The sequence below is a fragment of the Streptomyces sp. NPDC048603 genome (assembly GCF_043199475.1).
GTDB lineage: Bacteria > Actinomycetota > Actinomycetes > Streptomycetales > Streptomycetaceae > Streptomyces.
On the sequence record NZ_JBICVY010000016.1, the window covers coordinates 42121 to 64360 of the forward strand.

Genomic DNA, 22240 nt, shown 5'->3' on the forward strand with positions numbered 1-22240 from the left:
GCCGGGCCGCTCCAATGATCCGCGGGCCGCCCGCCAGCAGAGTTGTCCCCATGATGCTGCGTTACGCCCTTCAGACCGTCCGGGACCGGAAAGCCGGCTTCCTCGGCGCCTTCGTCGCCCTCATGTGCGCGGCCGCCCTCATCACCGCGTGCGGCACCCTCCTGGAGACCGGACTGCGCGGAAGGATCGCCACCGAGCGGTACGCCGCCACTCCCGTGATCGTCTCCGCCGACCAGAACGTGCACCAGACCAGGGTCAAGGAGAAGAAGGGCAAGACCAAGGTCAAGCACAAGGCCAAGCCCGTGGCCGAGCGCGCCTGGCTGCCCGCCGACACGGCCGCGAAGGTCCGGGCGGTCCCGGGGGTGGAACGGGCCGTGCCCGAGCTGACCTTCCAGGCCGTACCGGTGGTCCCCGCCGGCGGCACCGGCACCGGCACCGGAACGGGCAAGCGCAGCTACGGACATGCCTGGGAGTCCGCCGCGCTCACCCCGTTCACCCTCACCGAGGGGCACGAGCCGAAGGCCGCAGGTGAGGTCGTCGTCGACCGGGAGCTCGCCGCGCGGGCCGGGCTGAAGCCAGGCTCCCCGCTCACCGTGCAGGCCACCGGAGAGCCCAGGACCTACACCGTCAGCGGTATCGCCCGCGCCGGGCACGGTGACCTCGGCCACCAGACCTCGCTCTTCTTCAGTGGCCCCGAAGCCCGCCGGCTCGCCGCCCGCGACGGCAGCGTCACCGCACTCGGCGTGCTGCCGAAGCCCGGGGTGAACCCCGCTGCGCTCGCCGCCGACCTGAAGAAGGCCCTCGCCGGAACCACCGCCCAGGTGTCCACCGGCGACGCCCGGGGGCCCGTCGAGTTCCTCGACGCGGCCGGCGCCCGCACCAAGCTGGTGTCCATGGGCGGAGCCATGGGCGGCACCTCCCTGCTCGTCGCCGTCCTCGTCGTGGTCGGCACCTTCGCCCTCTCCATCCAGCAGCGCCACCGCGAACTCGCCCTGCTCCGCGCCATCGCCGCCACCCCCCGCCAGATCCGCCGGCTGCTGGGCCGCGAAGCCATGATCGTCGGATTCGCCGCCGGTGTGCTCGGAGCGCTCGCCGGCATCCCGCTCGCCGCCTGGCTGCACGGCCGGTTCATCGACCTCGGCGCTGTCCCCGCCACCCTGGAACGCACCGCGGGCATCTTCCCGATGGCCGCCGCGGTCGCCGCCACCGTGTTCGGCGCCTGGGCCGCCGCCCGCATCAGCGCCCGCCGCATCGCCCGGATCCGCCCCGCCGAAGCCCTCGCCGAAGCCGCCGTCGAGCGCACCCGGCCCGCCTGGAGCCGGATCGCCGCCGGAGTCCTGCTCCTCGCCGGCGGGGCCGTCCTAGTCGCCGTACTCAGCACCCTGCGCACCGAGCCCGCCTCCACCCCCGTCACCTTCCTCGCCGTCGTCGTGCTGGCCGGCGCGGTCTCCCTGCTCGGGCCGCTGCTGGTGCGCGCCGCCACCGCCCTGCTGGCCGGCCCGCTGCGCCTCACCGGAACCAACGGCCGCCTGGCCACCGCGAACCTCCGCGGCAACGCGACCCGGATGGCCTCCGCCGTCACCCCGCTCGCCCTGCTCGTCGGCATGACCTGCACCGTCCTGTTCGTCCAGCCCACCCTCGGCGACGCGGCCCGGGCCCAGGCCCGCGACGGCGTCCACGCCCAGTGGGTGCTCGCCGCCCAGGGCCCCGGAGTCACCGCCGGAGCCGCCCGCACGGTCCGCGAGACCCCCGGCGTGCTCGCCGCCACCGAGATCGTGCAGACCACCGCCCGGGTCGGCCTCACCAAGTACGCCGTCCAGGGCGTCACCCCCGAGGGCCTCACCCGCACCTGGAACCCCGGCGTCACCAACGGCAGCCTGGCCGGGTTCGGCGCCCGGAACGCCGCGGTCAGCGAACTGGCCGCCGACCAGCTCCACCTGAAGCCGGGCAGCCCCCTCACCGTGCACCTCGGCGACGGCACCCCCGTCACCGTCACCGTCTCCGCCGTCTACGCCCGCGGCCTCGGCTTCGGCGACCTCACCCTCCCGCACGACCTGGTCGCCTCCCACATGGACAACCCCCTCGCGAGCAACGTGCTGGTGGCCACCGAGCCGGGCACCGGACGCGAGCACCTGGCCGCCGCACTGAAGGCCTTCCCCGGCACCGCGGTCCTCTCCGCCGCCGACGCCGACGAGGTGCGCGCCGAGCACGGCAAGGCCGGCGCCGAGATCAACCTGCTCGCCATGGGCCTGGTCCTGGCCTTCACCGCCATCGCTGTGGTCAACACCCTGGCCATGTCCACCGCCGAGCGGTTCCGCGAGTTCGGGATGCTGCGGCTGGCCGGTGCGACCCGCCGCCAGGTGCTCCGGATGGTCCGGACCGAGGCGCTGTCGGTCCTGCTGATCGGAGCGGTGCTCGGCACCGGGATCTCCCTCGCCGTGCTGACCGCCTTCAGCGTCGGGATGACCGGGAGCGCGGCCCCCGCGGTACTGCCCCTGGCGTACGCGACGGTGATCGGCGGGGCCGCCCTGCTGGCCCTGGCCGCCACCGCCCTGCCCGGCCGGAACGCGCTCCGGGTCCGCCCGGTGGACGTGGCCACGGCCAGGCAGTGACCGCCCTGCCGTGTGGGCAGTCGTGCCGCAGGGCGGCACGGGTGGGCACACGGCACCGCAGCGCGCCACTCGCGCAGCCGTTGCCCCCCAGCGTCGGCCTCGGCCACTCAGGGCCGCTGCCCAGCGGGAATCCCGCTGGGCAGCGGCCCCTACGCACTCGCGGGTCGCGACCCACGGATCTCAGGCGGCCGCAGCCGCCACCGGCAGGCCCGCCGCCTTCCACGCCTGGAAGCCGCCGACCAGGTCGGTGGCCCGGTGCAGACCCAGCCGGCGCAGCGAGTCGACCGCGAGACTGGACGCGTACCCCTCGTTGCAGAGCACGATCCAGCGCACGTCATGGCCGGTGGCGGCGGGGGTGCGGTGACTGCCCAGCGGGTCGAGCCGCCACTCCAGTTCGTTGCGTTCGACCACCAGCGCGCCCGGGATCAGCCCGTCCCGTTCCCGCAGCGCCTGGTACCGGGTGTCGACCAGGAGGGCCGCGCCGGCCTCGACCGCCGCGTACGCCTCCCGCGGCCCGACCCGCTCGTACGTGGCGCGGACCCGTTCCAGCTGTTCGTCGATGCCGGTCGGAGCCGGCTCCGGGGTGCTCATTCCCAGTCCGCCGGGCGCTCGACCTGCTCCAGGGTGAGGACCGGTCCGGACCGGCTGTAACGGCGGATCAGCGGCAGCGGCGGGTAGTAGGCGTGCACCGAGATCGCGTGCCCGTCCGTCGACTCGTTGAGCACCTCGTGCACGTGGAACTCGCCGAACGCCCGCCCGGTGCCCGCACCGAGGCCGCGCCGCCGGTCGAGGCCCTCCGCCAGCTGCAGGCTCTGCCAGCCCTCGGAGGGCAGCCGCACCGCGAGGGAGTTCTCGGTGAGCCGGCCGCGTGCGGTGGCGAACGCGCCGCGCGACTCGGCGTGGTCGTGCCAGCCGGTGCCGGTGCCCGGCGGCCAGCCGATCAGCCAGGCCTCACTGCCGCCCGGGCCGTCCAGCCGCACCCAGGTGCGGCCCTGCGGATCCAGCGGGAGCGAGGCGATCACCTCGGGGTCGGCGGCGGTCCGGAGGGCGAAGTCGAGGAGCTCGGCGGAGGTGGGACCGGTGTGCGGGCGCGCGGGGGCGTACGAGGGTGCTGACATGGGGTGTGACCGTCCTGTGGGTTCGCGTGGGCGCGCGCACCGGAAACCGGGCACGCGGGAAGGGATCGGTGGATCGGCGAATCAACAGGAGGGGCGACAGACGCAGCCCACGTAGCGGAGCAGGTCCATGTGGACCCTCCGCCAGAGCAGTACGTCGGTGCCGGTCATGCCCGCGAGTGAACCACGACCCCGCACAAGGGGTCAATCGATCACGGATCCGGGCGCGGCCCCGCCGTTCGGGGCCCGCCCGGCATCCAGGGTGCCCGCGCGCCGGGTCACGGCGCCCCGGTGCGTCCCCTTCGGCTCACTCGCCCGCGCGGGCGGCGGCGGCCGGCGCCGGGTCCGCGGAGCCGTCCGCGACCGTCTCGGCCGCGACCGTCTCCGCCGCGAGCGCCCCGGCCTCGGCCGGCTCGGCCGGGGAGGGAACCGCGGGCAGCACGGGTGCGACGGGCGCGGCCACCCGGACCGCGTCCGCCGCCGCGTACAGCTCGGCCGGCCGGACCCCCGCGAAGGTGGCCGCCAGGTGACCGTCCGGCCGTACCAGCAGCACCGTGTGCGCCGGCGCGCCCGGATACGCGTCGGCCACCAGCAGCTCGGCCCGCATCGGCAGCGCGCTCACCGCCGCCGCCAGCCGTGGCATCAGCCCGGCCTTCAGCCAGTGCTTCCGGTCCCACACCCCGGTACCCGGAGCCACCAGCACCACCAGCAGCCGCCCCAGACCGATCCGGTCCCGCAGCGGCACGGTCGTCCCGTCCGGCGCGGTCACCGGTACGTCGGCCACCGCGCCGCCAGGCTCGGTGCCGGTCGGGACCTCGCGGACCGCGACCGGAGGGGCGTACGCCGGGGGCGCGCCGAGCGGGCCGCGCCCCAAGTGGCCTTCGGTGAGCAGGAGTTCCTGGGTGCGGCCGGCGCCGGGCAGGTAGCCGCGCAGGCCGCCCCCGCCGCGCAGGGCCGGGAGGGCCTGGTCGGCGGCGCGCAGCCGGGCGGCCACCGCGGTGCGGCGTTCCGCCTGGTAGCTGTCGAGGAGTTCCTCGGTGGCCCCGTGGTGCCAGGCCAGGGCCAGTTTCCAGGACAGGTTCTCCACGTCCCGGAGCCCCTCCTCCACGCCCTGGGTGCCCAGCGCGCCGAGCAGGTGGGCGGCGTCCCCGGCCAGGAAGGCCCGGCGGTCCCGCCAGCTGCGGGCCAGCCGGTGGTGCAGGGTGTGCACGCCGGTGTCGATCAGGTCGTACGGCGGTGTGGTCCCGCCGCACCAGCCCGCCAGGGTGTCCCGGATCAGCTCGATCAGCGCTTCCGGGGTGACCAGCTCCCCGCGCGCCGGCAGCAGCCAGTCCAGCCGCCACACCCCGTCGGGCAGCGGACGGGCCGTCACCTCGGGGACGGACGCCGACTGGGACCGGTGCAGTATGGCCTCGCCGGGCCAGGGGAGTTCGGTGCGCAGCGCGGCCACCGCGTGCCGCTCGACGGCGGTACGGCCGGGGAAGCGGATCCCGAGGAGCTTGCGGACGGTCGACCGGGCGCCGTCGCAGCCGACCACGTAACTGCCGCGCCACCAGGTGGTCTCGACGCCCCGGGTGTGGACCGTGACCCCGTGAGCCTCCTGCTCCAGGGAGTCGAGCCGGCTGTCCGGGACCAGCTGGACGAGGGGGTGCGCCGCGGCGGCGTCGCGCAGGCCGCGGGCGAGCGCGTGCTGGGGGACGTGCAGCGGGGCCGGGACCGGGTCCTCTTCGAAGGTGACCCGCCGGGTCTCCTGCCGGCGCCGCAGCGTGCGCCAGGCGGCGAACGGCGCACCCTCGTCGCGCAGCGTCGCGGCACCGAGCCGCTGGGCCATGGCGGCGGTGTCGGCGTGCAGCACGACTGTCCGGGCGGGTCTGGGCTCGTCCTTCCCGGGCCCCTCGTCGAGCAGCACGGAGGGCACGCCTTGGCCGGCCAGGGCCAAGGACAGGGAGAGTCCGACGGGCCCCGCGCCGACGACGATCACCGGGTCCATGGCGCGGCTCCCGATGTCCGGTATGTGATCACAGACCGTATGCAACCCACTGGAGGTGCGTGCGTCAAGTGACACCGGCCCGGCGGCCGTGGCATGCGCCCGCACACGCGTACGCGGTACGCCGGATCGTATCCGGCGCACCGCGTACAGGAGGTGATGCTGGGTCAGGAGTGACCAGAGCGGCGGGGGACTGGGAGTCAGTCCTTCGCGCGCACGTCCGAGCCGTCGCCCTGGGCCGGGAGTGCGATCACGGTGCCGTTGTCGACGAGGGGGGCAGTCGGTGCCGTGAGGGCTCCAACTGACCGCTTCGACTTCCGCAGCCGTCCCTCCAGCCAGGAGGCGAAGCCCGTCAGAGCGAAGTTGATCACGATGAACAGCAGCGCGATCACCGCGAGCGTGGGGATGGTGTTGCTGTAGTTGGCCGAGATCTGACGGCTCGTGGAGAGCAGCTCGGCGAAGCCCAGCACGGCACCCGCGATGGCGGTGTCCTTGAGGATGACGACGAGCTGGCTGACCAGGGCGGGCAGCATGGCCGTGACGGCCTGCGGCACCAGCACGTTGGCCATGGTCTGGCTCTTGGTCAGGCCCAGCGCCTTGGCGGCCTCGCCCTGTCCCTTGGGCAGCGAGTTGATGCCCGCCCGGACAATCTCCGCGATCACCGAGGCGTTGTAGAGGACCAGGCCGGTGACGCAGGCGTACAGCGGCCGGACCTCGGAGTCGATGTCCGTGAACTTCACGAACAGTGCGGAGCCGAACACCATCAGGATCAGGACGGGGATGGCGCGGAAGAACTCCACGACGGCGCCCACGGGGACCCGCACCCAGGCGTGGTCGGAGAGCCGGCCGATGCCGAGCAGGGCGCCCAGCGGCAGCGCGATCACCATGGCGATGGCGCCGGCCTTGACGGTCTCCCACAGGCCGGGCAGCAGGAAGGTCGTCCAGATCTCGCCGTCCTCGACGAACGGCGTCCACTTGTCGGCGTCCAGCTGGCCCTTCTCCGCCATCACGTCCAGCACCCACCACGCGGCGGCGCCCAGGACCAGCAGGAAGAGCACGGTGTAGATGATGTTGCGTGCCTTGGCCTTGGGCCCCGGCGTGTCGTAGAGCAGGGAGCTCATCGCTTCACCGCCACTCGCTTGGCCACCCAGCCCAGCAGCAGGCCGGTGGGCAGGGTCAGCAAGACGAAGCCGAGGGCGATGACCCCGAAGACGGCGAACAGCGCGTCTGCTTCGTTCTCGATCATTTCCTTCATCAGCAGGGCCGCTTCGGCCACACCGATGGCCGCCGCCACCGTGGTGTTCTTGGTGAGGGCGATCAGTACGTTGGCCAGCGGGGTGACCGCGGCCCGGAACGCCTGCGGCAGCACGATCAGGGTGAGCACCTGGACGAAGCTCAGCCCCAGGGCGCGGGCCGCCTCGGCCTGCCCGACCGGCACCGTGTTGATGCCCGAGCGCAGCGCTTCGCAGACGAAGGTGCCGGTGTAGGCGGTCAGACCCAGGACGGCGAGCCGGAAGCCGATGTCCTCGAAGTTCTCGGTGCCCATGTTGAAGCTCAGGGTCTGGTTCAGGCCCAGCAGGCAGCCGACGACCAGCACGGTGAGCGGAGTGTTCCGCACCACGTTCACGTAAGCGGTGCCGAAGGCCCGCATCAGCGGGACCGGACTGACCCGCATCCCGACCAGCAAGGTTCCCCAGATCAGGGAGCCTATGGCCGAGTAGAGGGTGAGCTGAACCGTCACCCAGAAGGCGCCGAGCAGGTCGTACTGCCCGGAATCAAGAAAATCGAACACGTTGTCCTGCGCTCTCCCCAGGATGGCCGGTGGGGCACGCCGCCGCCCGCGGCAGGCGGGCGGCGACGCACCTCACCCGATGACTCAGCTGCCTTCGGTGATCTGCGGGGCGGGCTCGTTCTTGTAGTTCGCCGGGCCGAAGTTGGCCTTCACGAACTTCTCCCAGGAGCCGTCCTGGACCATCTTCTTCAGCGCGGTGTTGATCTTGGTCTGGAGGTCCTTGTTGCCCTTCTTCAGGCCGATGCCGTAGTTCTCGTTGCTCAGGCTCAGGCCGACCAGCTTGAACTTGCCCTGGTTCTTCTCCTGCGCGGCGTAGCCGGCCAGGATCGAGTTGTCCGTGGTCAGGGCGTCGAGGTTCTTGTTCTCCAGGCCGGTGAGGCACTCGGAGTAGCCGCCGACCTGGAGCAGGTTCGCCTTGGGCGCCAGCTTGTCCTTGACGTTCTGCGCGGAGGTCGAGCCGGTGACCGAGCAGAGCTTCTTGTCGTTCAGGTCCTCGGCCTTGGTGATGCCGGACTCGTCGGCGCGGACCAGCAGGTCCTGGTGGGCCAGGAAGTACGGGCCGGCGAAGTCGACCTTCGCCTTGCGCTTGTCGTTGATCGAGTAGCTGGCGACGATGAACTCGACGTCGCCGTTCTGGATCAGGTTCTCGCGCTCGGCGGAGACGGCCTGCTTGAACTCGATCTGGCCCGCCTCGTAGCCGAGCTCCTTGGCCACGTAGGTCGCCACGTCGACGTCGAAGCCGGTGAACTTGCCGTCCGGCGTCTTCAGGCCCAGACCGGGCTGGTCGAACTTGATGCCGACGACGATCTTGTCCTTCTTGCCGCCCGAACCGGCCTTGGAGTCCTTGTCCTTGTCGCCACCGCACGCGGTCGCCGTCAGGGCCAGGGTCAGGGCGAGCGTCGCGGCCGCACCGGTCTTGATGAGCTTCATTGTGAACTTCCCTCGGATGAGACGTTGTTGAACTACCACCGGAGTTGAGCTACCCCCGGATCAGTACCAGACCGGACGTTCAGTGGTGCAGGATCTTCGACAGGAAGTCCTTGGCGCGGTCGCTGCGCGGGTTGCTGAAGAACTGCTCGGGCTCCGCCTCTTCGACGATCTTCCCGTCGGCCATGAAGACGACCCGGTTGGCCGCGGAGCGGGCGAAGCCCATCTCGTGCGTGACCACGACCATCGTCATGCCCTCGGCGGCGAGCTGCTGCATGACCTCCAGCACCTCGTTGATCATCTCCGGGTCGAGGGCCGAGGTGGGCTCGTCGAAGAGCATCACCTTCGGCTCCATCGCCAGCGCCCGGGCGATCGCCACGCGCTGCTGCTGGCCGCCGGAGAGCTGCGCCGGGTACTTGTCGGCCTGCGTGCCGACGCCCACCCGGTCGAGCAGGGTGCGGGCGGTGGCCTCGGCCTCCGCCTTGGCCTTCTTGCGGACCTTCAGCTGACCCAGCATCACGTTCTCGAGCACCGTCTTGTGCGCGAAGAGGTTGAACGACTGGAACACCATGCCCACATCGGCGCGCAGCTTGGCCAGGGCACGGCCCTCGGCGGGAAGTTCCTTCCCGTCCAGGGTGATGCTGCCCGAATCGATGGTCTCCAGGCGGTTGATGGTCCGGCACAGCGTCGACTTGCCCGACCCCGAAGGGCCGATCACGACGACGACCTCGCCGCGGGCAATGCTCAGATTGACGTCCTGAAGCACGTGCAACGCGCCGAAATGCTTGTTGACGTTGCTCAGTACGACCAGGCCGTCCGCCGTGGGCGCCGAGTCCCCGGCCCCTGCGCCCTTGGTCACTGATACTCCGCTCATCGGCTTGTAGCTCCGTCCTCCTCGGTTGGGAGGACAGTAGTGAGCGGCTCTGCACAGCGTCACCACATCTGAGGGAGAATTGAGCATAACGATCCGGCCTCTGCCGGACACGCTCCGTATGTACGGGAGGCGAGGGGAGCGGCACCTTGCGTGAGGCCCCTGGTGTGCTGTTTTACTGAGCGCAACCGGGCGGTCCGGCGGCTCGCCGGACGACGGCCGGAAGCGGCCGGAAGACGACCGGAAATCAGCCGTCAGGAACCCAGGAAAGGGGGCCCGAGGAAGATGAGACTGCTTCTCGTCGAGGACGACGACCACGTCGCCGCGGCCCTGTCCGCGATCCTGGCCCGGCACGGCTTCCAGGTGACCCACGCCCGCAGCGGCGAGGAGGCGCTGCAGGCCCTGCTGCCCGCCGGCGCCCCGCCCACGGTCAGCCCCTACGGGGTGATCCTGCTCGACCTCGGCCTGCCCGACCAGGACGGCTACGAGGTCTGCGGCAAGATCCGCAAGCGCACCTCCACCCCCGTGATCATGGTGACGGCGCGCGGCGACGTCCGCTCCCGCATCCACGGACTCAACATGGGTGCGGACGACTACGTGGTGAAGCCGTACGACACCGGCGAGCTGCTCGCCCGCATCCACGCCGTCGCCCGGCGCACCAGCAGTCCCGGCGGCAACGGCGGCAACAGCACCGGATCCGAGGATTCCACCGGGCCCGGCGTGACCGGGCACCCCGGCGGCCCCTCCGGCACGGTCCGGCTCGGCCCCGTCAGCATCGAGCTGCCGACCCGGCGGGTCTCCGTCAACGGCACCGACGTACCGCTCACCCGCAAGGAATTCGACCTCCTCGCGCTGCTCGCGCAGCGCCCCGGCGTGGTCTTCCGGCGGGAACAGATCATCAGCGAGGTCTGGCGCACCAGCTGGGAGGGCACCGGCCGGACCCTCGAAGTCCACGTCGCCTCCCTCCGCTCCAAGCTGCGGATGCCCGCCCTGATCGAAACGGTCCGCGGGGTGGGCTACCGGCTCGTCGCCCCCGGCCCGAGCGCCCCCGGTCCGGGCGCCCGGTAGGAGGCTCCTCGCCGTGCGCGCCCGGCTGCTCCCCCTGCTCGTCGTCCTCATGGCCGGCGTGCTGATCGCCCTCGGTTTCCCGCTCGCCGTCAGCCTGGCGGCCGGGCAGCAGCAGGGCGTGGTCGTCGACCGCATCGACGACAGCGCCCGCTTCGCCGCCCTCGCCCAGTTCGTCGTCGAGGCCGAGGGCGCGGGAGACAAGAGCGCCGACGAGCGCATCCAGACCCTGCGCTCCGAACTCGCCCGCTACCAGGGGCTGTACGGCATCCGGGCCGGCATCTTCTACCGCGACGGCAACGCCATGGCCGCCGCGCCGGGCTGGTGGCGGCTGCCCGACACCAAGGACGCCGACCAGGCCTTCAACGAGGCCCTTGCCGGCCGCCGCAGCCACGATCCCGCGCAGGTGTGGCCCTGGCAGCCGCACGGCAAGCTGCTCGTCGCCTCCCCGGTCGTCCTCGACGGCGACGTCGTCGCCGTGGTCGTCACCGAATCGCCCACCGACCAGATGCGCTCCCGCACCCTGCAGGGCTGGCTGCTCATCGCCGCCGGTCTGACCGCCGCCATGCTGGTCGCCTTCGGCGCGGCCCTGCGGCTCACCAGCTGGGTGCTCAAGCCCGTCCGCACCCTGGACGCCGCCGCCCACGGTATCGCCACCGGCCGGATGAACTCCCGGGTCGCGGCCGCCGGCGGGCCGCCCGAACTCCGCCGCCTGGCCCGGTCCTTCAACGAGATGGCCGACAACGTCGAAGAGGTGCTGGAGCAGCAGCGCGCCTTCGTCGCCGACGCCTCCCACCAGCTGCGCAACCCGCTGGCCGCACTGCTCCTGCGGATCGAACTGCTCGCCCTCGAACTTCCCCCGGACAACGAGGAGATCGCCTCGGTGCGCACCGAGGGCAAGCGGCTCGCCCAGGTCCTCGACGACCTCCTTGACCTGGCCCTGGCCGAGCACGCCACCGCCGAGCTCTCCCTCACCGACATCGGTTCCCTGACCTCGGAACGGGTCGCCGCCTGGCGTCCGCTGGCCGAGGAGAAGGGCGTACGGCTGGTCGAGCGCGGCCGGACCGCGGTCACCGGCTGGGCCGACCCGATCGCCCTGTCCAGCGCGCTGGACGCGGTCATCGACAACGCGGTGAAGTTCACCCCGTCCGGCGAGGAGGTGGAAGTCCTGGTCGCGGCGGAGGAGGGCACCGCGGTGATCGTGGTCACCGACCGCGGCCCCGGCCTCACCCAGGAGGAACTCGCCCGCATCGGCGACCGCTTCTGGCGCAGCAACCGCCACCAGAACATCAAGGGCTCCGGCCTGGGCCTGTCGATCTCCCGCACCCTCCTCGCCGCGGGCGGCGGCTCCCTCTCCTACGCCGCGAACCCCCCGCACGGCCTCCGCGTGACGGTCTCCGTCCCCCGCACCGGCCCGGACACGGCCTGAGGGGGTATCCGGCGGATCGGGGCCGAAGGGGCCGGTGCGGCCCGCACACTGCCGCATACTGAAGGCGACCTGCCTCAGGAGCGCTCCCGTGACCACGCCCAGCCCGACCTCCGCCGTTCCCGCGCCGCGCACGGCGGCAGCATCCGGACTCACCGCGGCCATCGACATCGGCGGAACGAAGATCGCCGGTGCGCTGGTCCACCCCGACGGCACGATGAGCGCGACCACCCGCCGGCCCACCCCGCGCGGGGGCGACGCTGACGCGGTGATGGCCGCGGTCGCCGAGGTGGTCGCCGACCTCGCCGCCGACCGCAACTGGGACTCCGTACGGCGCTGCGGGATCGGCAGCGCCGGCCCGGTGGACTCCGCCCGCGGCACCGTCAGCCCGGTGAACATCACGGCCTGGCGCGACTACCCGCTGCTGGCCCGCACCCGCGAGGTGCTCACCGGCCACGGCCGCCCGGTCCCGGCCGTGCTGGTCGGGGACGGCGTGGCCATGACGGCGGCGGAGCACTGGCTGGGCGCCGCCCGGGGCCACGCGAACGCCCTGTGCATGGTGGTCTCCACCGGCGTCGGCGGAGGCCTGGTCCTGGACGATCGCCTGCACCCCGGCCCCACCGGCAACGCCGGTCACATCGGCCACATCAGCGTGGACTTCGGCGGCGAGCAGTGCGCCTGCGGCGGTCGCGGCTGCGTGGAGTCCATCGCCTCCGGCACCGCCATCGCCCGCTGGGCCCGCGAACAGGGCTGGACCGGACCCGACCCCACGGCCGCCGGGGTCGCCGCGGCGGCACGGGCAGGCGACCCGGTGGCGCTGGCCGCCTTCGACCGGGCCGGCCGGGCCCTGGCGGCGGCCATCGCCGCCACCGCCACCCTGGTGGAGACGGACATCGCGGTCATCGGCGGCGGCGTGGCCGCGTCCGGCGACACCCTCCTCGGCCCGGTCCGCGCCCACCTGGCGACGTACGCGACCCTGGGCTTCGTCCATGGCCTGCGCGTCGTCCCGGCGGCCCTCGGCAACGACGCCGGCCTCATCGGCGCGGCCTCGGCGGCCCTGACCCTGCTCCCGGCCTCCTGACCGGCCCCGCTCCCGTCTCCGCCGGTGTCGCGGCCGCTGTCCCGGCCGGTCCCGGCAGGGCTACGGCTTGACCGAGCGGTAGTAGCGCCGCGCGCCCTCGTGCAGGTCGAGGGGGTCCGTGTAGATCGCCGTACGCAGGTCCACGCGCTGGGCCGCGTGCACCTCCTGCCCGATGTCGTCGCGGCTGTGGATCACCGCACGGGTGAAGCGCTCGGTCAGCTCCGGGCTGGTCCGCTCGGTGGTGACCAGCAGGTTCGGCACGGCCACCGTGGTCACCGCAGAGGTGTTCCGGGCCCGCGCGTACGCGTCCTGCGGCATCACCGCGGCCCGGTAGTAGTGCGCGTTTCCGTCGCTCTGCAGCTCCGGCACCAGGTCGCCGAGCGGCACCAGCCGGATGTCGAACCGCTCCGACAGCTCCCGCACCGCGTTCGTCGGCAGCCCGCCGGACCAGAAGAACGCGTCGATGCGCCCCGCCATCAGCTCGGCCGGCATGGTGTCGATGCCTATCGACACCGGCGTGACGTCCTCCCGCGGATCCAGCTTCGCCGCCTTCAGGAGCCGGTCCGAGATCAGCCGGACACCCGATCCCGGCTGTCCCACGGCCACCTTCAGACCCTTCAGATCCCGCGCCGACTGCACCCGCGACCCGGCCGGCACCACCAGCTGCACGTAGTCGTCGTACAGCCGTGCCACCCCGCGCAGCTGGTCCGCCCCGGCCCGTTCGTCCCGCCGGAACTTCGCCACCGCGTCCGCCGTCGCCACCGTGAAGTCGGCCTGGCCGGACGCCACCCGCGCCAGGTTCTCCTGCGAGCCCTCACTGGGCAGCAGCCGCACGTCCACCTCGGGCATGTCGCGTCCCAGGGCGTCCTCCAGCAGCTCGCCGTAGCGGTGGTAGACGCCCGTACGGACACCCGTGCTGAACGTCAGCCGGCCAGTCGGCTCCGGGCTCCCCAGCGGCCACAGCCACCACATCAGCAGCCCGAGCGCGACCAGCCCGGCCACCAGGACCCGCAGTGCGCGGCGCCTGGTGAGCCGCGGGAACCGGGGCAGGGCAGAGGGCATGCGCGCGATCCTGCCAGCCGCCCGGGCTCCTGTCACCGTCTGAAAAGTCACGCCCGGCCCGGCGGGCGCCATCCGGCCCGCGCAGGTCAGGCGCTCGTCCGGCGCCCGGTCAAGCGCTCGGTCCGAAGGCCGCCGGGGACCCCCTTACCCTTGTTGCATGAGCAGCGTGGAGCCGGGTGGAGCAGTGGACGTCAAGGGAACATACGAGGTGCGCACCTACGGGTGCCAGATGAACGTGCACGACTCCGAGCGGCTCTCCGGTCTGCTGGAGGACGCCGGCTACGTCCGCGCCCCCGAGGGCTCCGACGGTGACGCCGACGTCGTGGTCTTCAACACGTGCGCGGTCCGCGAGAACGCAGACAACAAGCTCTACGGCAACCTCGGCCGGCTCGCCCCGATGAAGACCAAGCGCCCCGGCATGCAGATCGCCGTCGGTGGCTGCCTGGCACAGAAGGACCGGGACACCATCGTCAAGAAGGCCCCCTGGGTCGACGTGGTCTTCGGCACCCACAACATCGGCAAGCTGCCGGTGCTGCTGGAGCGCGCCCGCGTCCAGGAGGAGGCGCAGGTCGAGATCGCCGAATCGCTGGAGGCGTTCCCCTCCACCCTGCCGACCCGCCGCGAGTCCGCCTACGCCGCGTGGGTCTCCATCTCCGTCGGCTGCAACAACACCTGCACCTTCTGTATCGTCCCGGCGCTGCGCGGCAAGGAGGAGGACCGCCGTCCCGGCGACATCCTCGCCGAGGTCGAGGCGCTGGTCGCCGAGGGCGTCTCCGAGATCACCCTGCTCGGCCAGAACGTCAACGCCTACGGTTCCGACCTGGGCGACCGCGAGGCCTTCAGCAAGCTGCTGCGCGCCTGCGGGGAGATCGAGGGCCTGGAGCGGGTCCGCTTCACCTCGCCGCACCCGCGCGACTTCACCGACGACGTGATCGCGGCGATGGCCGAGACCCCGAACGTGATGCCGCAGCTGCACATGCCGCTGCAGTCCGGCTCCGACCCGATCCTCAAGGCGATGCGCCGCTCCTACCGGCAGGAGCGCTTCCTCGGGATCATCGAGAAGGTACGCGCCGCCATCCCGCACGCTGCGATCTCCACCGACATCATCGTGGGCTTCCCCGGCGAGACCGAGGAGGACTTCCAGCAGACCATGCACGCCGTGCGCGAGGCCCGGTTCGCCAACGCCTTCACCTTCCAGTACTCCAAGCGCCCCGGCACCCCCGCGGCCGAGATGGAGGGGCAGATCCCGAAGGAGGTCGTCCAGGACCGCTACATGCGCCTGGTCGCGCTCCAGGAGGAGATCTCCTGGGAGGAGAACAAGAAGCAGGTCGGCCGCACGCTGGAGGTCATGGTCGCGGAGGGCGAGGGCCGCAAGGACGGCGCCACCCACCGCCTGTCCGGACGCGCCCCCGACAACCGCCTCGTGCACTTCACCAAGCCGGACGTGGAGGTCCGTCCGGGTGACGTGGTGACCGTCGAGATCACCTACGCCGCCCCGCACCACCTGCTCGCCGAGGGCGCCGTCTCCGCCGGGGCGGTCCGCCGTACCCGGGCGGGCGACGCCTGGGAGAAGCGCAACGCCGCCCCGGCGCAGCCGCAGGGCGTCATGCTCGGCATCCCCGGCCTGGGCGTCCCGGCTCCCCTCCCGGCAGCCACGGGCGGCTGCGGCGTCCCCTCTTCCTGACGCGTCCCCCGCACGGCTCGGCCCCCGGGCGGCGGAGTGCCGCGACCCGGGCAGGGCCGTGGCGGCCCGCGGACGCTACGCTGCGGATCATGCTCGTAGCCGCCGCCGTCTGCCCCAGCCCGCCGCTCCTCGTGCCGCAGCTCGCGGCCGGGGCCGCCGAGGAGCTGGCGGACGCCCGTACCGCATGTTCCGACGCGCTCGCCGTGCTCGCCGCCTCCCGGCCCGACCTGCTGGTCGTGGTCGGGTCCGTGGCGCACGGCCAGGGCGGCGGATACGACGAGGGAACCCACGGCTCCTTCGCCTCCTTCGGGGTCGACCTGACCGTCACCCTCGGCAGTGCCGGCGCCCGCCCGACCGGGGAAGGGGCCCCCGGCCCGCTGCCGGCCTCCCTCGCCGTCGGCGCCTGGCTGCTGGAGCGGGCGCGCTGGTCCGCCGCGCCCGTGGCCGGCGTCGCCGTGGCCGAGGGGCTCGCACCGGACGCCTGCGCCGTCCTGGGCGCCGACCTCGGTGGTTCCGCCGACCGGGTGGCCATGCTGGTCCTCGGCGACGGCAGCGCCTGCCGCACCCTCAAGGCGCCCGGCTACCTCGACGACCGTGCGGAGCCCTTCGACGCGGCCGCAGCCCGCGCGCTCGGCGCGGCGGACACGGCCGCGCTCGCCGCGCTCGACCCCGTCCTGGCCCACGAGCTCAAGGCCGCCGGGCGCGCCCCCTGGCAGGTGCTGGCGGGCGCGGCGCAGGGCGCCGGGCTGGACGGCCGTCTGCTGTACGAGGACGCTCCGTACGGCGTCGGCTACTTCGTCGCCGCCTGGTCGTAGCACCCCGGGCGCCGCCGGTCCCGGCCCGCGTCGGCCGGATACGCGGAGAGGGGGCGCGGGCGCTGCCCGGGCCCCCTCCTTCCGCGGTCGCGTGCCGTCAGGCGGCCGGCGGTGGCGGGGTCGGTCCGCCGCCAGGGGTGTCGTCGTGGTGCGCGATCTTGCCGATGGTGCCCTTCGCCTTGTCCGTGCCGCTGGCGATGCGGTCGCTGTACTTGCCCTTGGTCTTCGAGTCCACGGTCTTGGCGACCTTGTCCAGCCCGTGGCCGATCCGGTGCTCGTGCTGCTGCGCGAGGCCGCTGACCTTGTGCCCGACCTTGTCCTTGGTCGGCCCGATCTTGGCCTTGAGATTGTCGAGCAGGCCCATGGGTCACCTTCCCCTGGCGGTGGCTACGTACGGGCGCCCTCGCCGGCTCCGCTGTCCGCAGCCTCCGCCGCGGACTGCTGCTTCGGGATCTCCACGGCCTCCGCGGCCGCTTCGGCCGCTTCCGCCGTTTCGCCGACGGGTTCCGCCGTCGTGGCGGGCTCGGCCTCGGACCCGTCCGTCACCGCGGCCTCCGCGGTTTGTCCGGCCGGATTCCCGTCCTCACCCTTGCGGCGACGGAACCGACTGAAAACGCCCATGTCTACTCCTCCAACGGTACTCGTGCGGGTGAAGTTCCGCCGCGGTCACAGCGCGTCGCCGGCCTCCGTCCCACCTGCCGTCCACCCGCCCCACCGGCCGGAGCCACGCCAGGGCAACGACCTCGTCTCCGGTCCGTCACCTCACTCGTTCGGGTAGACGCCGACGGGTTTGCGAGACTGGTGCGGTGAGAAGTGCAGCCCCCGCCCCGCGCGTCATCGCCGTCGTCGGTCCCACCGCGGCCGGAAAGTCCGATCTGGGCGTCGCCCTTGCCCGCCATCTCGGCGGCGAGGTCGTCAACGCCGACTCCATGCAGCTGTACCGGGGGATGGACATCGGCACCGCCAAACTGACGACCGAGGAGCGCGGCGGCATCCCGCACCACCTCCTCGACATCTGGGACGTCACCGAGACGGCCAGCGTCGCCGAGTACCAGCGGCTCGCCCGAGCCGAGATCGACCGCCTGCTGGCCGAGGGCCGCACCCCGATCCTGGTCGGCGGTTCCGGCCTGTACGTGCGCGGAGCCCTGGACGTCATGGAGTTCCCCGGCACCGACCCGGAGGTCCGGGCCCGGCTGGAGGAGGAAGCCACCCTGCGCGGCCCCGGCGCCCTGCACGCCCGTCTCGCCGCCCTGGACCCGGCCGCCGCCACCGCGATCCTGCCGAGCAACAGCCGCCGGATCGTCCGCGCGCTGGAGGTCATCGAGATCACCGGAAAGCCGTTCACCGCCAACCTGCCCGGTCACGAATCGGTGTACGACTGCGTGCAGATCGGCGTGGACGTGGCCCGGCCGGAGCTCGACGAACGGATCGCGCTGCGCGTGGACCGGATGTGGGAGGCCGGCCTCGTCGACGAGGTCCGGACCCTGGAGGCGGCCGGACTGCGGGAGGGCGTCACGGCATCCCGCGCCCTCGGCTACCAGCAGGTGCTGGCGGCGCTGGCGGGGGAGTGCACCGAGGAGGAGGCGCGCGCGGAGACCGTACGCGCCACCAAGCGCTTCGCGCGCCGTCAGGACTCCTGGTTCCGCCGCGATCCCCGGGTCCACTGGCTGAGCGGCGCCGCCGCCGACCGGCAGGAACTCTTCGGACTCGCGCAGTCGTTGGTCGAACGAGCGGTTACAGCCTGATCACGTGATGGCATCGGGACGCCCCGGGCGCCCGTCGAGGGGCCCGTGGCGTGCCATCATCAAATTCCGACGGTGCGGTCACCGGCGGTGAACGACGGCGAACGAAGTCCGAGTGGGGAGGGCACGTGGCGATGGAGGCCGGCCCTCGCGACACTGGGCGGGACGATGCCGGGCAGGAAACGGACCCCATGGTTCCCGACGGCCTGGGGCTTCCCGCGGATCCCGCGCGCCTGACCTCGGACGGCCCTGACGGACCCGACGGACCGGACCCGGCCGAAGACGCCACCGGCCCCGCCGTCGAGGTCGAGCTGCGCCCGCAGCGGCGCCTGCGGATCTGGCAGCTCGCCCCGATCGTGATGCTCGGCGCGGCCGGCTCGCTGATGTTCGCCTTCCCGCTCGCCTTCGAGTTCGGCGACGGCGGTGCCCTCGTCGCCATGCTCGGCCTGCTGATCAGTTCCTGCGCCGGCGGCTGGGGCATGATGGCCGCCCGGCGCGTGGGCTACACCTGGCCGGGGCTGCCCGCCCGCGGCTCCGGCATCCGCTCCGACTGGCGGATGATCGCCCTCTACACCCTGATCGCCCTCACGGTCGTGGCCCTCGCCGTGTGGCGGGTCGCCCGGCTGCGGTAGGGACCGCGGCCCGCTCCCACCCCGCTCCGCCCCGCGTCGGCGCCGGGCGGGGAGGCCCCGCGCGGCGGGCGCGGGCCCCCGATTACCATGGGCCCGTGACCAGTCAGCGCAGCAGCCTCGCCTTCCTCAAGGGCCACGGGACCGAGAACGACTTCGTGATCATCCCGGACCCGGACAACGCGATCGACCTGCCCGCCGCCGCGGTGGCCCGGCTCTGCGACCGCCGGGCCGGCCTCGGCGCCGACGGCGTGCTGCACGTGGTGCGCTCCGCCGCCCACCCCGAGGCCGCGCACATGGCCGACGAGGCCGAGTGGTTCATGGACTACCGCAACAGCGACGGCTCCATCGCCGAGATGTGCGGCAACGGCGTCCGCGTCTTCGCCCGCTACCTCCACCACGCCGGCCACGTCGAGCCCGGCGACCTGGCCGTCGCCACCCGCGGCGGGATCAAGAAGGTCCACCTCCACAAGGAGGAGTTCGTCAGCGTGACCATGGGCCGCGCCGTCCTCCCCGAGGGCGGGGTCACGGTCTCCGTCGGCGACCGCAGCTGGCCGGCCACCAACGTCAACATGGGCAACCCGCACGCCGTCGCCTTCGTCGACAGCCTCGACGACGCCGGCGACCTGCTCAGCCCGCCCCCCTTCAGCCCCCCCTCCGCGTACCCCGAAGGGGTCAACGTCGAGTTCGTCGTCGACCGCGGCCCCCGCCACGTGGCCATGCGCGTCCACGAGCGCGGCTCCGGGGAGACCCGCTCCTGCGGCACCGGCGCCTGCGCGGTCGCCGTCGCCACCGCCCGGCGCGACGGCGCCGACCCCGCCGTCACCGGCGAATCCGTCACCTACACGGTGGACGTCCTGGGCGGTACTCTGATGATCACCGAGGACCCGGACGGAACGATCCACAAGACCGGACCCGCCGTCATCGTCGCCGCCGGGGAATTCGATCCGGACTGGCTCACCGAAACGGCTTTCGCCTGAAGATTCCCTCACATGGGTGATCCGTTTCACGCTCAGCGAGAGCCGGACTCCGCCACGTGGTGGGGTCGGTAACATCAGACACCGGCCCTGAGGGCTCACCCCATGCCCACCGTCGCCGGTCGAAGCCGCCGGAGGTGCCCATGAGTGCAGAGGCCACGAACCCCGACGCCCGTCCCGAGCTCCGCAGACGCGGCCGCAGCAGGCTCGATCTGCGCAGGCTCGGACGTGCCGCACTGCTCGGTCCCGCGCCCCGGGACCGCCTCCCGGACGCCATCAGCCATGTTGCCGAGGCGCACCGGGCCCACTATCCCGACGCCGACCTCGGCGTGCTCCGCCGGGCCTACGTGCTCGCCGAGTCCTCCCACCGCGGCCAGATGCGCAAGAGCGGCGAACCGTACATCACGCACCCGCTCGCCGTCACCCTGATCCTCGCCGAACTCGGCGCCGAGACCACCACCTTGACGGCCTCCCTGCTGCACGACACCGTCGAGGACACCGATGTGACCCTCGATCAGGTCCGCGAGGAGTTCGGCGACGAGGTGCGCTTCATCGTCGACGGCGTCACCAAGGTGGAGAAGATCGACTACGGTGCGGCCGCCGAACCCGAGACCTTCCGCAAGATGCTCGTCGCCACCGGCAACGACGTCCGCGTCATGTCCATCAAACTCGCCGACCGCCTGCACAACATGCGCACCCTCGGGGTGATGCGCCCCGAGAAACAGGCCCGCATCGCCAAGGTCACCCGCGACGTCCTGATCCCGCTCGCCGAACGGCTCGGCGTCCAGGCCCTCAAGACCGAACTGGAAGACCTCGTCTTCGCGATCCTCCACCCCGAGGAGTACGAGCACACCCGCGCGCTCATCGCCGCCCACGCCGGCGAGGCCGACCCGCTGCCCGCCGTCGCCGAATCCGTCCGCGGCGTGCTCCGCGAAGCCGGTATCCCGGCCGAGGTCCACATCCGGCCCCGCCACTTCGTCTCCGTCCACCGCATCTCCCGCAAACGCGGAGAACTGCGCGGCTCCGACTTCGGCCGGCTGCTCGTCCTGGTCGGCGAGAACGCCGACTGCTACGGGGTGCTGGGCGAACTGCACACCTGCTTCACCCCGGTGGTCTCGGAGTTCAAGGACTTCATCGCCGTCCCCAAGTTCAACCTGTACCAGTCCCTGCACACCGCCGTCGCCACCCCCGACGGCGAGGTCGCCGAGGTCATCGTCCGCACCCGCCAGATGCACCGGGTCGCCGAAGCGGGCGTGGTCGCCCTGGGCAACCCGTACGCCGTGGCCGAATCGGGCGCCGCGGGGGAGTCCGACGAGGAGCGGACCGACCCCACCCGGCCCGGCTGGCTCTCCCGGCTCCTGGACTGGCAGCAGTCCGCACCCGACGCCGACACCTTCTGGAGCTCCCTGCGCGCCGAACTCGCCCAGGACCGCGAGATCACCGTCTTCCGCGCCGACGGCGGCGGCCGCCTCGGCCTCCCCGCCGGTGCCACCTGTATCGACGCGGCCTACGCCCAGCACGGCGAGGCCGCGCACGGCTGTATCGGCGCCCGGGTCAACGGGCGCCTCACCTCCCTGGCCAGCCCGCTGGCCGACGGGGACACCGTGCAACTGCTGCTGGCCCAGGACGCCTCCTCCGGGCCGGCCCCCGACTGGCTCGACCACGCCCGCACCCCCGCCGCCCGGATCGCCATCAGCAGCTGGCTGCGGTCCCATCCGGACGGGGCGCGGACCGACCAGGCCGCCCCGCGGGCGCCGCTCTCCGTGGTCGGAGCCCGAGGCAAGGGCGGCAACGCCGTCGCCGACCTGCCCGACGCGCCGGTCCGGCTGGCCGGCTGCTGCACCCCGGTACCGCCGGACGACGTCGCAGGCTTCGTCGTACGCGGCGGTGCCGTCACCGTCCACCGAGTGGAATGCCCCGCGGTCGCCCAGATGCGGTCCCTCGGCCGCACCTCCGTCGCCGTGCACTGGAAGGCCACCGCCGACTGCCGGGTCACCCTGGTCGCCGAATCGTTCGGCCGCCCGCACCTGCTCGCCGACCTCACCGAAGCGATCTCCCGGGAGGGCGCCGACATCGTCTCGGCCACCGTGGAGCCCCCGAACGAACAGCGCGTCCGCCACCGCTACACCCTCCAGCTGCCCGATGCGACCGTGCTCCCCGCACTGATGCGCGCCATGCGCGACGTCCCCGGCGTCTACGACGTGGGCCGCGCCTGACCCGGCCGATGCGCAGCGCGGCCCCGCCACCGTGCCTGCCCCGGCCGCGGTGTGCGTGGCGGCCGCACCCTGCCGCCGCGCGGGCGGTCGTGCCGTACCGCGCCGCCGTGTGGGCAGGCGTGCCGCGTCGCCACCGGCCGTGTGGGCAGGCGTGCCGCAGGGCGATGGGGGTGGCCCCTGCTCGAGCGAAGTCGAGAGCTTGGGGGAGGGTGGGCACACGGCACGACGGCGCGCGCCGG

Annotated in this window: 21 protein-coding genes; 10 read left to right on the top strand and 11 right to left on the bottom strand. The window is 73.0% G+C overall.

Features of this window, described 5'->3' with window-relative positions:
• Nucleotides 1-50 precede the first annotated feature (50 nt).
• Nucleotides 51-2612, top strand: coding sequence for an FtsX-like permease family protein (locus ACGFQ9_RS32300; RefSeq protein WP_393578793.1), 2562 nt, complete (start codon nt 51-53; stop codon nt 2610-2612).
• 180 nt (nt 2613-2792) lie between these two features.
• Here ACGFQ9_RS32300 and ACGFQ9_RS32305 read toward each other — a convergent pair whose 3' ends face one another.
• From ACGFQ9_RS32305 to ACGFQ9_RS32340, 8 genes are all read right to left on the bottom strand, one after another.
• Nucleotides 2793-3203: a rhodanese-like domain-containing protein gene (locus tag ACGFQ9_RS32305; protein WP_393578795.1), complete on the bottom strand. Its 411-nt coding sequence runs from the start codon at nt 3201-3203 to the stop codon at nt 2793-2795.
• Entirely contained in the window at nt 3200-3730 is a 531-nt protein-coding gene (locus tag ACGFQ9_RS32310; RefSeq protein ID WP_393578797.1) for a cysteine dioxygenase, read from the bottom strand. Before ACGFQ9_RS32310 ends, ACGFQ9_RS32305 begins: the two co-directional genes overlap by 4 nt.
• An 81-nt stretch (nt 3731-3811) precedes the next feature.
• Nucleotides 3812-3898, bottom strand: a complete 87-nt coding sequence (locus tag ACGFQ9_RS32315; protein ID WP_393578959.1) for a putative leader peptide — start codon at nt 3896-3898, stop codon at nt 3812-3814.
• A 136-nt stretch (nt 3899-4034) separates the two neighbouring features.
• Nucleotides 4035-5717: an FAD-dependent oxidoreductase gene (locus ACGFQ9_RS32320; protein ID WP_393578799.1), complete on the bottom strand. Its 1683-nt coding sequence runs from the start codon at nt 5715-5717 to the stop codon at nt 4035-4037.
• A gap of 197 nt (nt 5718-5914) precedes the next feature.
• Complete coding sequence (locus tag ACGFQ9_RS32325; protein ID WP_393578801.1) at nt 5915-6835, bottom strand: amino acid ABC transporter permease; 921 nt, start codon at nt 6833-6835, stop codon at nt 5915-5917.
• Nucleotides 6832-7506, bottom strand: coding sequence for an amino acid ABC transporter permease (locus tag ACGFQ9_RS32330; RefSeq protein ID WP_393578803.1), 675 nt, complete (start codon nt 7504-7506; stop codon nt 6832-6834). Before ACGFQ9_RS32330 ends, ACGFQ9_RS32325 begins: the two co-directional genes overlap by 4 nt.
• 84 nt (nt 7507-7590) lie before the next feature.
• Complete coding sequence (locus ACGFQ9_RS32335) at nt 7591-8436, bottom strand: glutamate ABC transporter substrate-binding protein (protein WP_393578805.1); 846 nt, start codon at nt 8434-8436, stop codon at nt 7591-7593.
• A 79-nt stretch (nt 8437-8515) separates the two neighbouring features.
• Nucleotides 8516-9307 carry an amino acid ABC transporter ATP-binding protein gene (locus tag ACGFQ9_RS32340; protein ID WP_393578807.1) on the bottom strand — a complete coding sequence of 264 codons (792 nt, stop codon included), beginning with the start codon at nt 9305-9307 and terminating at the stop codon, nt 8516-8518.
• A gap of 282 nt (nt 9308-9589) precedes the next feature.
• On the opposite strand from ACGFQ9_RS32340, the gene ACGFQ9_RS32345 reads away from it, so the two are divergent.
• From ACGFQ9_RS32345 to ACGFQ9_RS32355, 3 genes are all read left to right on the top strand, one after another.
• Nucleotides 9590-10372 (top strand): response regulator transcription factor, encoded by a 783-nt coding sequence (locus ACGFQ9_RS32345; protein ID WP_393578808.1) that lies wholly within the window; start codon nt 9590-9592, stop codon nt 10370-10372.
• A 13-nt stretch (nt 10373-10385) separates the two neighbouring features.
• Complete coding sequence (locus tag ACGFQ9_RS32350) at nt 10386-11798, top strand: ATP-binding protein (protein ID WP_393578810.1); 1413 nt, start codon at nt 10386-10388, stop codon at nt 11796-11798.
• 88 nt (nt 11799-11886) lie between these two features.
• Nucleotides 11887-12876 carry an ROK family protein gene (locus ACGFQ9_RS32355; RefSeq protein WP_393578812.1) on the top strand — a complete coding sequence of 330 codons (990 nt, stop codon included), beginning with the start codon at nt 11887-11889 and terminating at the stop codon, nt 12874-12876.
• A gap of 60 nt (nt 12877-12936) precedes the next feature.
• Here ACGFQ9_RS32355 and ACGFQ9_RS32360 read toward each other — a convergent pair whose 3' ends face one another.
• On the bottom strand, nt 12937-13938 hold the full coding sequence (locus ACGFQ9_RS32360; RefSeq protein ID WP_393578814.1) for a TAXI family TRAP transporter solute-binding subunit: 1002 nt from the start codon (nt 13936-13938) through the stop codon (nt 12937-12939).
• A 157-nt stretch (nt 13939-14095) separates the two neighbouring features.
• On the opposite strand from ACGFQ9_RS32360, the gene miaB reads away from it, so the two are divergent.
• The gene (miaB, locus tag ACGFQ9_RS32365) at nt 14096-15622 is read left to right on the top strand and encodes a tRNA (N6-isopentenyl adenosine(37)-C2)-methylthiotransferase MiaB (RefSeq protein WP_393578815.1); all 1527 of its coding nucleotides are present in this window, start codon (nt 14096-14098) and stop codon (nt 15620-15622) included.
• 89 nt (nt 15623-15711) lie between these two features.
• A complete protein-coding gene (locus tag ACGFQ9_RS32370) occupies nt 15712-16437 on the top strand; it encodes a class III extradiol dioxygenase subunit B-like domain-containing protein (protein ID WP_393578816.1) in 726 nt (241 codons plus the stop codon).
• 97 nt (nt 16438-16534) lie between these two features.
• Here ACGFQ9_RS32370 and ACGFQ9_RS32375 read toward each other — a convergent pair whose 3' ends face one another.
• The gene (locus tag ACGFQ9_RS32375) at nt 16535-16801 is read right to left on the bottom strand and encodes an antitoxin (protein WP_393578817.1); all 267 of its coding nucleotides are present in this window, start codon (nt 16799-16801) and stop codon (nt 16535-16537) included.
• 23 nt (nt 16802-16824) lie between these two features.
• Nucleotides 16825-17058, bottom strand: a complete 234-nt coding sequence (locus ACGFQ9_RS32380) for a hypothetical protein (protein WP_393578818.1) — start codon at nt 17056-17058, stop codon at nt 16825-16827.
• A gap of 185 nt (nt 17059-17243) precedes the next feature.
• Between ACGFQ9_RS32380 and miaA the strand changes: the two genes are divergently transcribed.
• The 4 genes from miaA to ACGFQ9_RS32400 all read left to right on the top strand — a co-directional run bounded on the left by miaA (nt 17244) and on the right by ACGFQ9_RS32400 (nt 22001).
• Nucleotides 17244-18182 carry a tRNA (adenosine(37)-N6)-dimethylallyltransferase MiaA gene (gene miaA / locus ACGFQ9_RS32385; RefSeq protein WP_393578819.1) on the top strand — a complete coding sequence of 313 codons (939 nt, stop codon included), beginning with the start codon at nt 17244-17246 and terminating at the stop codon, nt 18180-18182.
• A 125-nt stretch (nt 18183-18307) separates the two neighbouring features.
• Nucleotides 18308-18811 carry a hypothetical protein gene (locus ACGFQ9_RS32390; RefSeq protein ID WP_393578821.1) on the top strand — a complete coding sequence of 168 codons (504 nt, stop codon included), beginning with the start codon at nt 18308-18310 and terminating at the stop codon, nt 18809-18811.
• A 95-nt stretch (nt 18812-18906) separates the two neighbouring features.
• Entirely contained in the window at nt 18907-19788 is an 882-nt protein-coding gene (gene dapF / locus ACGFQ9_RS32395) for a diaminopimelate epimerase (RefSeq protein ID WP_393578823.1), read from the top strand.
• 140 nt (nt 19789-19928) lie between these two features.
• Nucleotides 19929-22001: a RelA/SpoT family protein gene (locus tag ACGFQ9_RS32400; protein WP_393578824.1), complete on the top strand. Its 2073-nt coding sequence runs from the start codon at nt 19929-19931 to the stop codon at nt 21999-22001.
• Nucleotides 22002-22240 lie beyond the last annotated feature (239 nt).

Excerpts from the sequence above, each read along its gene's own strand:
- ACGFQ9_RS32300 (WP_393578793.1), top strand. The coding sequence starts at position 51 with ATGATGCTGCGTTACGCCCTTCAGACCGTCCGGGACCGGAAAGCCGGC.
- ACGFQ9_RS32305 (WP_393578795.1), bottom strand. The coding sequence starts at position 3,203 with ATGAGCACCCCGGAGCCGGCTCCGACCGGCATCGACGAACAGCTGGAA.
- ACGFQ9_RS32310 (WP_393578797.1), bottom strand. The coding sequence starts at position 3,730 with ATGTCAGCACCCTCGTACGCCCCCGCGCGCCCGCACACCGGTCCCACC.
- ACGFQ9_RS32315 (WP_393578959.1), bottom strand. The coding sequence starts at position 3,898 with ATGACCGGCACCGACGTACTGCTCTGGCGGAGGGTCCACATGGACCTG.
- ACGFQ9_RS32320 (WP_393578799.1), bottom strand. The coding sequence starts at position 5,717 with ATGGACCCGGTGATCGTCGTCGGCGCGGGGCCCGTCGGACTCTCCCTG.
- ACGFQ9_RS32325 (WP_393578801.1), bottom strand. The coding sequence starts at position 6,835 with ATGAGCTCCCTGCTCTACGACACGCCGGGGCCCAAGGCCAAGGCACGC.
- ACGFQ9_RS32335 (WP_393578805.1), bottom strand. The coding sequence starts at position 8,436 with ATGAAGCTCATCAAGACCGGTGCGGCCGCGACGCTCGCCCTGACCCTG.
- ACGFQ9_RS32340 (WP_393578807.1), bottom strand. The coding sequence starts at position 9,307 with ATGAGCGGAGTATCAGTGACCAAGGGCGCAGGGGCCGGGGACTCGGCG.
- ACGFQ9_RS32345 (WP_393578808.1), top strand. The coding sequence starts at position 9,590 with ATGAGACTGCTTCTCGTCGAGGACGACGACCACGTCGCCGCGGCCCTG.
- ACGFQ9_RS32360 (WP_393578814.1), bottom strand. The coding sequence starts at position 13,938 with ATGCCCTCTGCCCTGCCCCGGTTCCCGCGGCTCACCAGGCGCCGCGCA.
- miaB (WP_393578815.1), top strand. The coding sequence starts at position 14,096 with ATGAGCAGCGTGGAGCCGGGTGGAGCAGTGGACGTCAAGGGAACATAC.
- ACGFQ9_RS32370 (WP_393578816.1), top strand. The coding sequence starts at position 15,712 with ATGCTCGTAGCCGCCGCCGTCTGCCCCAGCCCGCCGCTCCTCGTGCCG.
- ACGFQ9_RS32375 (WP_393578817.1), bottom strand. The coding sequence starts at position 16,801 with ATGGGCCTGCTCGACAATCTCAAGGCCAAGATCGGGCCGACCAAGGAC.
- ACGFQ9_RS32380 (WP_393578818.1), bottom strand. The coding sequence starts at position 17,058 with ATGGGCGTTTTCAGTCGGTTCCGTCGCCGCAAGGGTGAGGACGGGAAT.
- ACGFQ9_RS32400 (WP_393578824.1), top strand. The coding sequence starts at position 19,929 with ATGAGTGCAGAGGCCACGAACCCCGACGCCCGTCCCGAGCTCCGCAGA.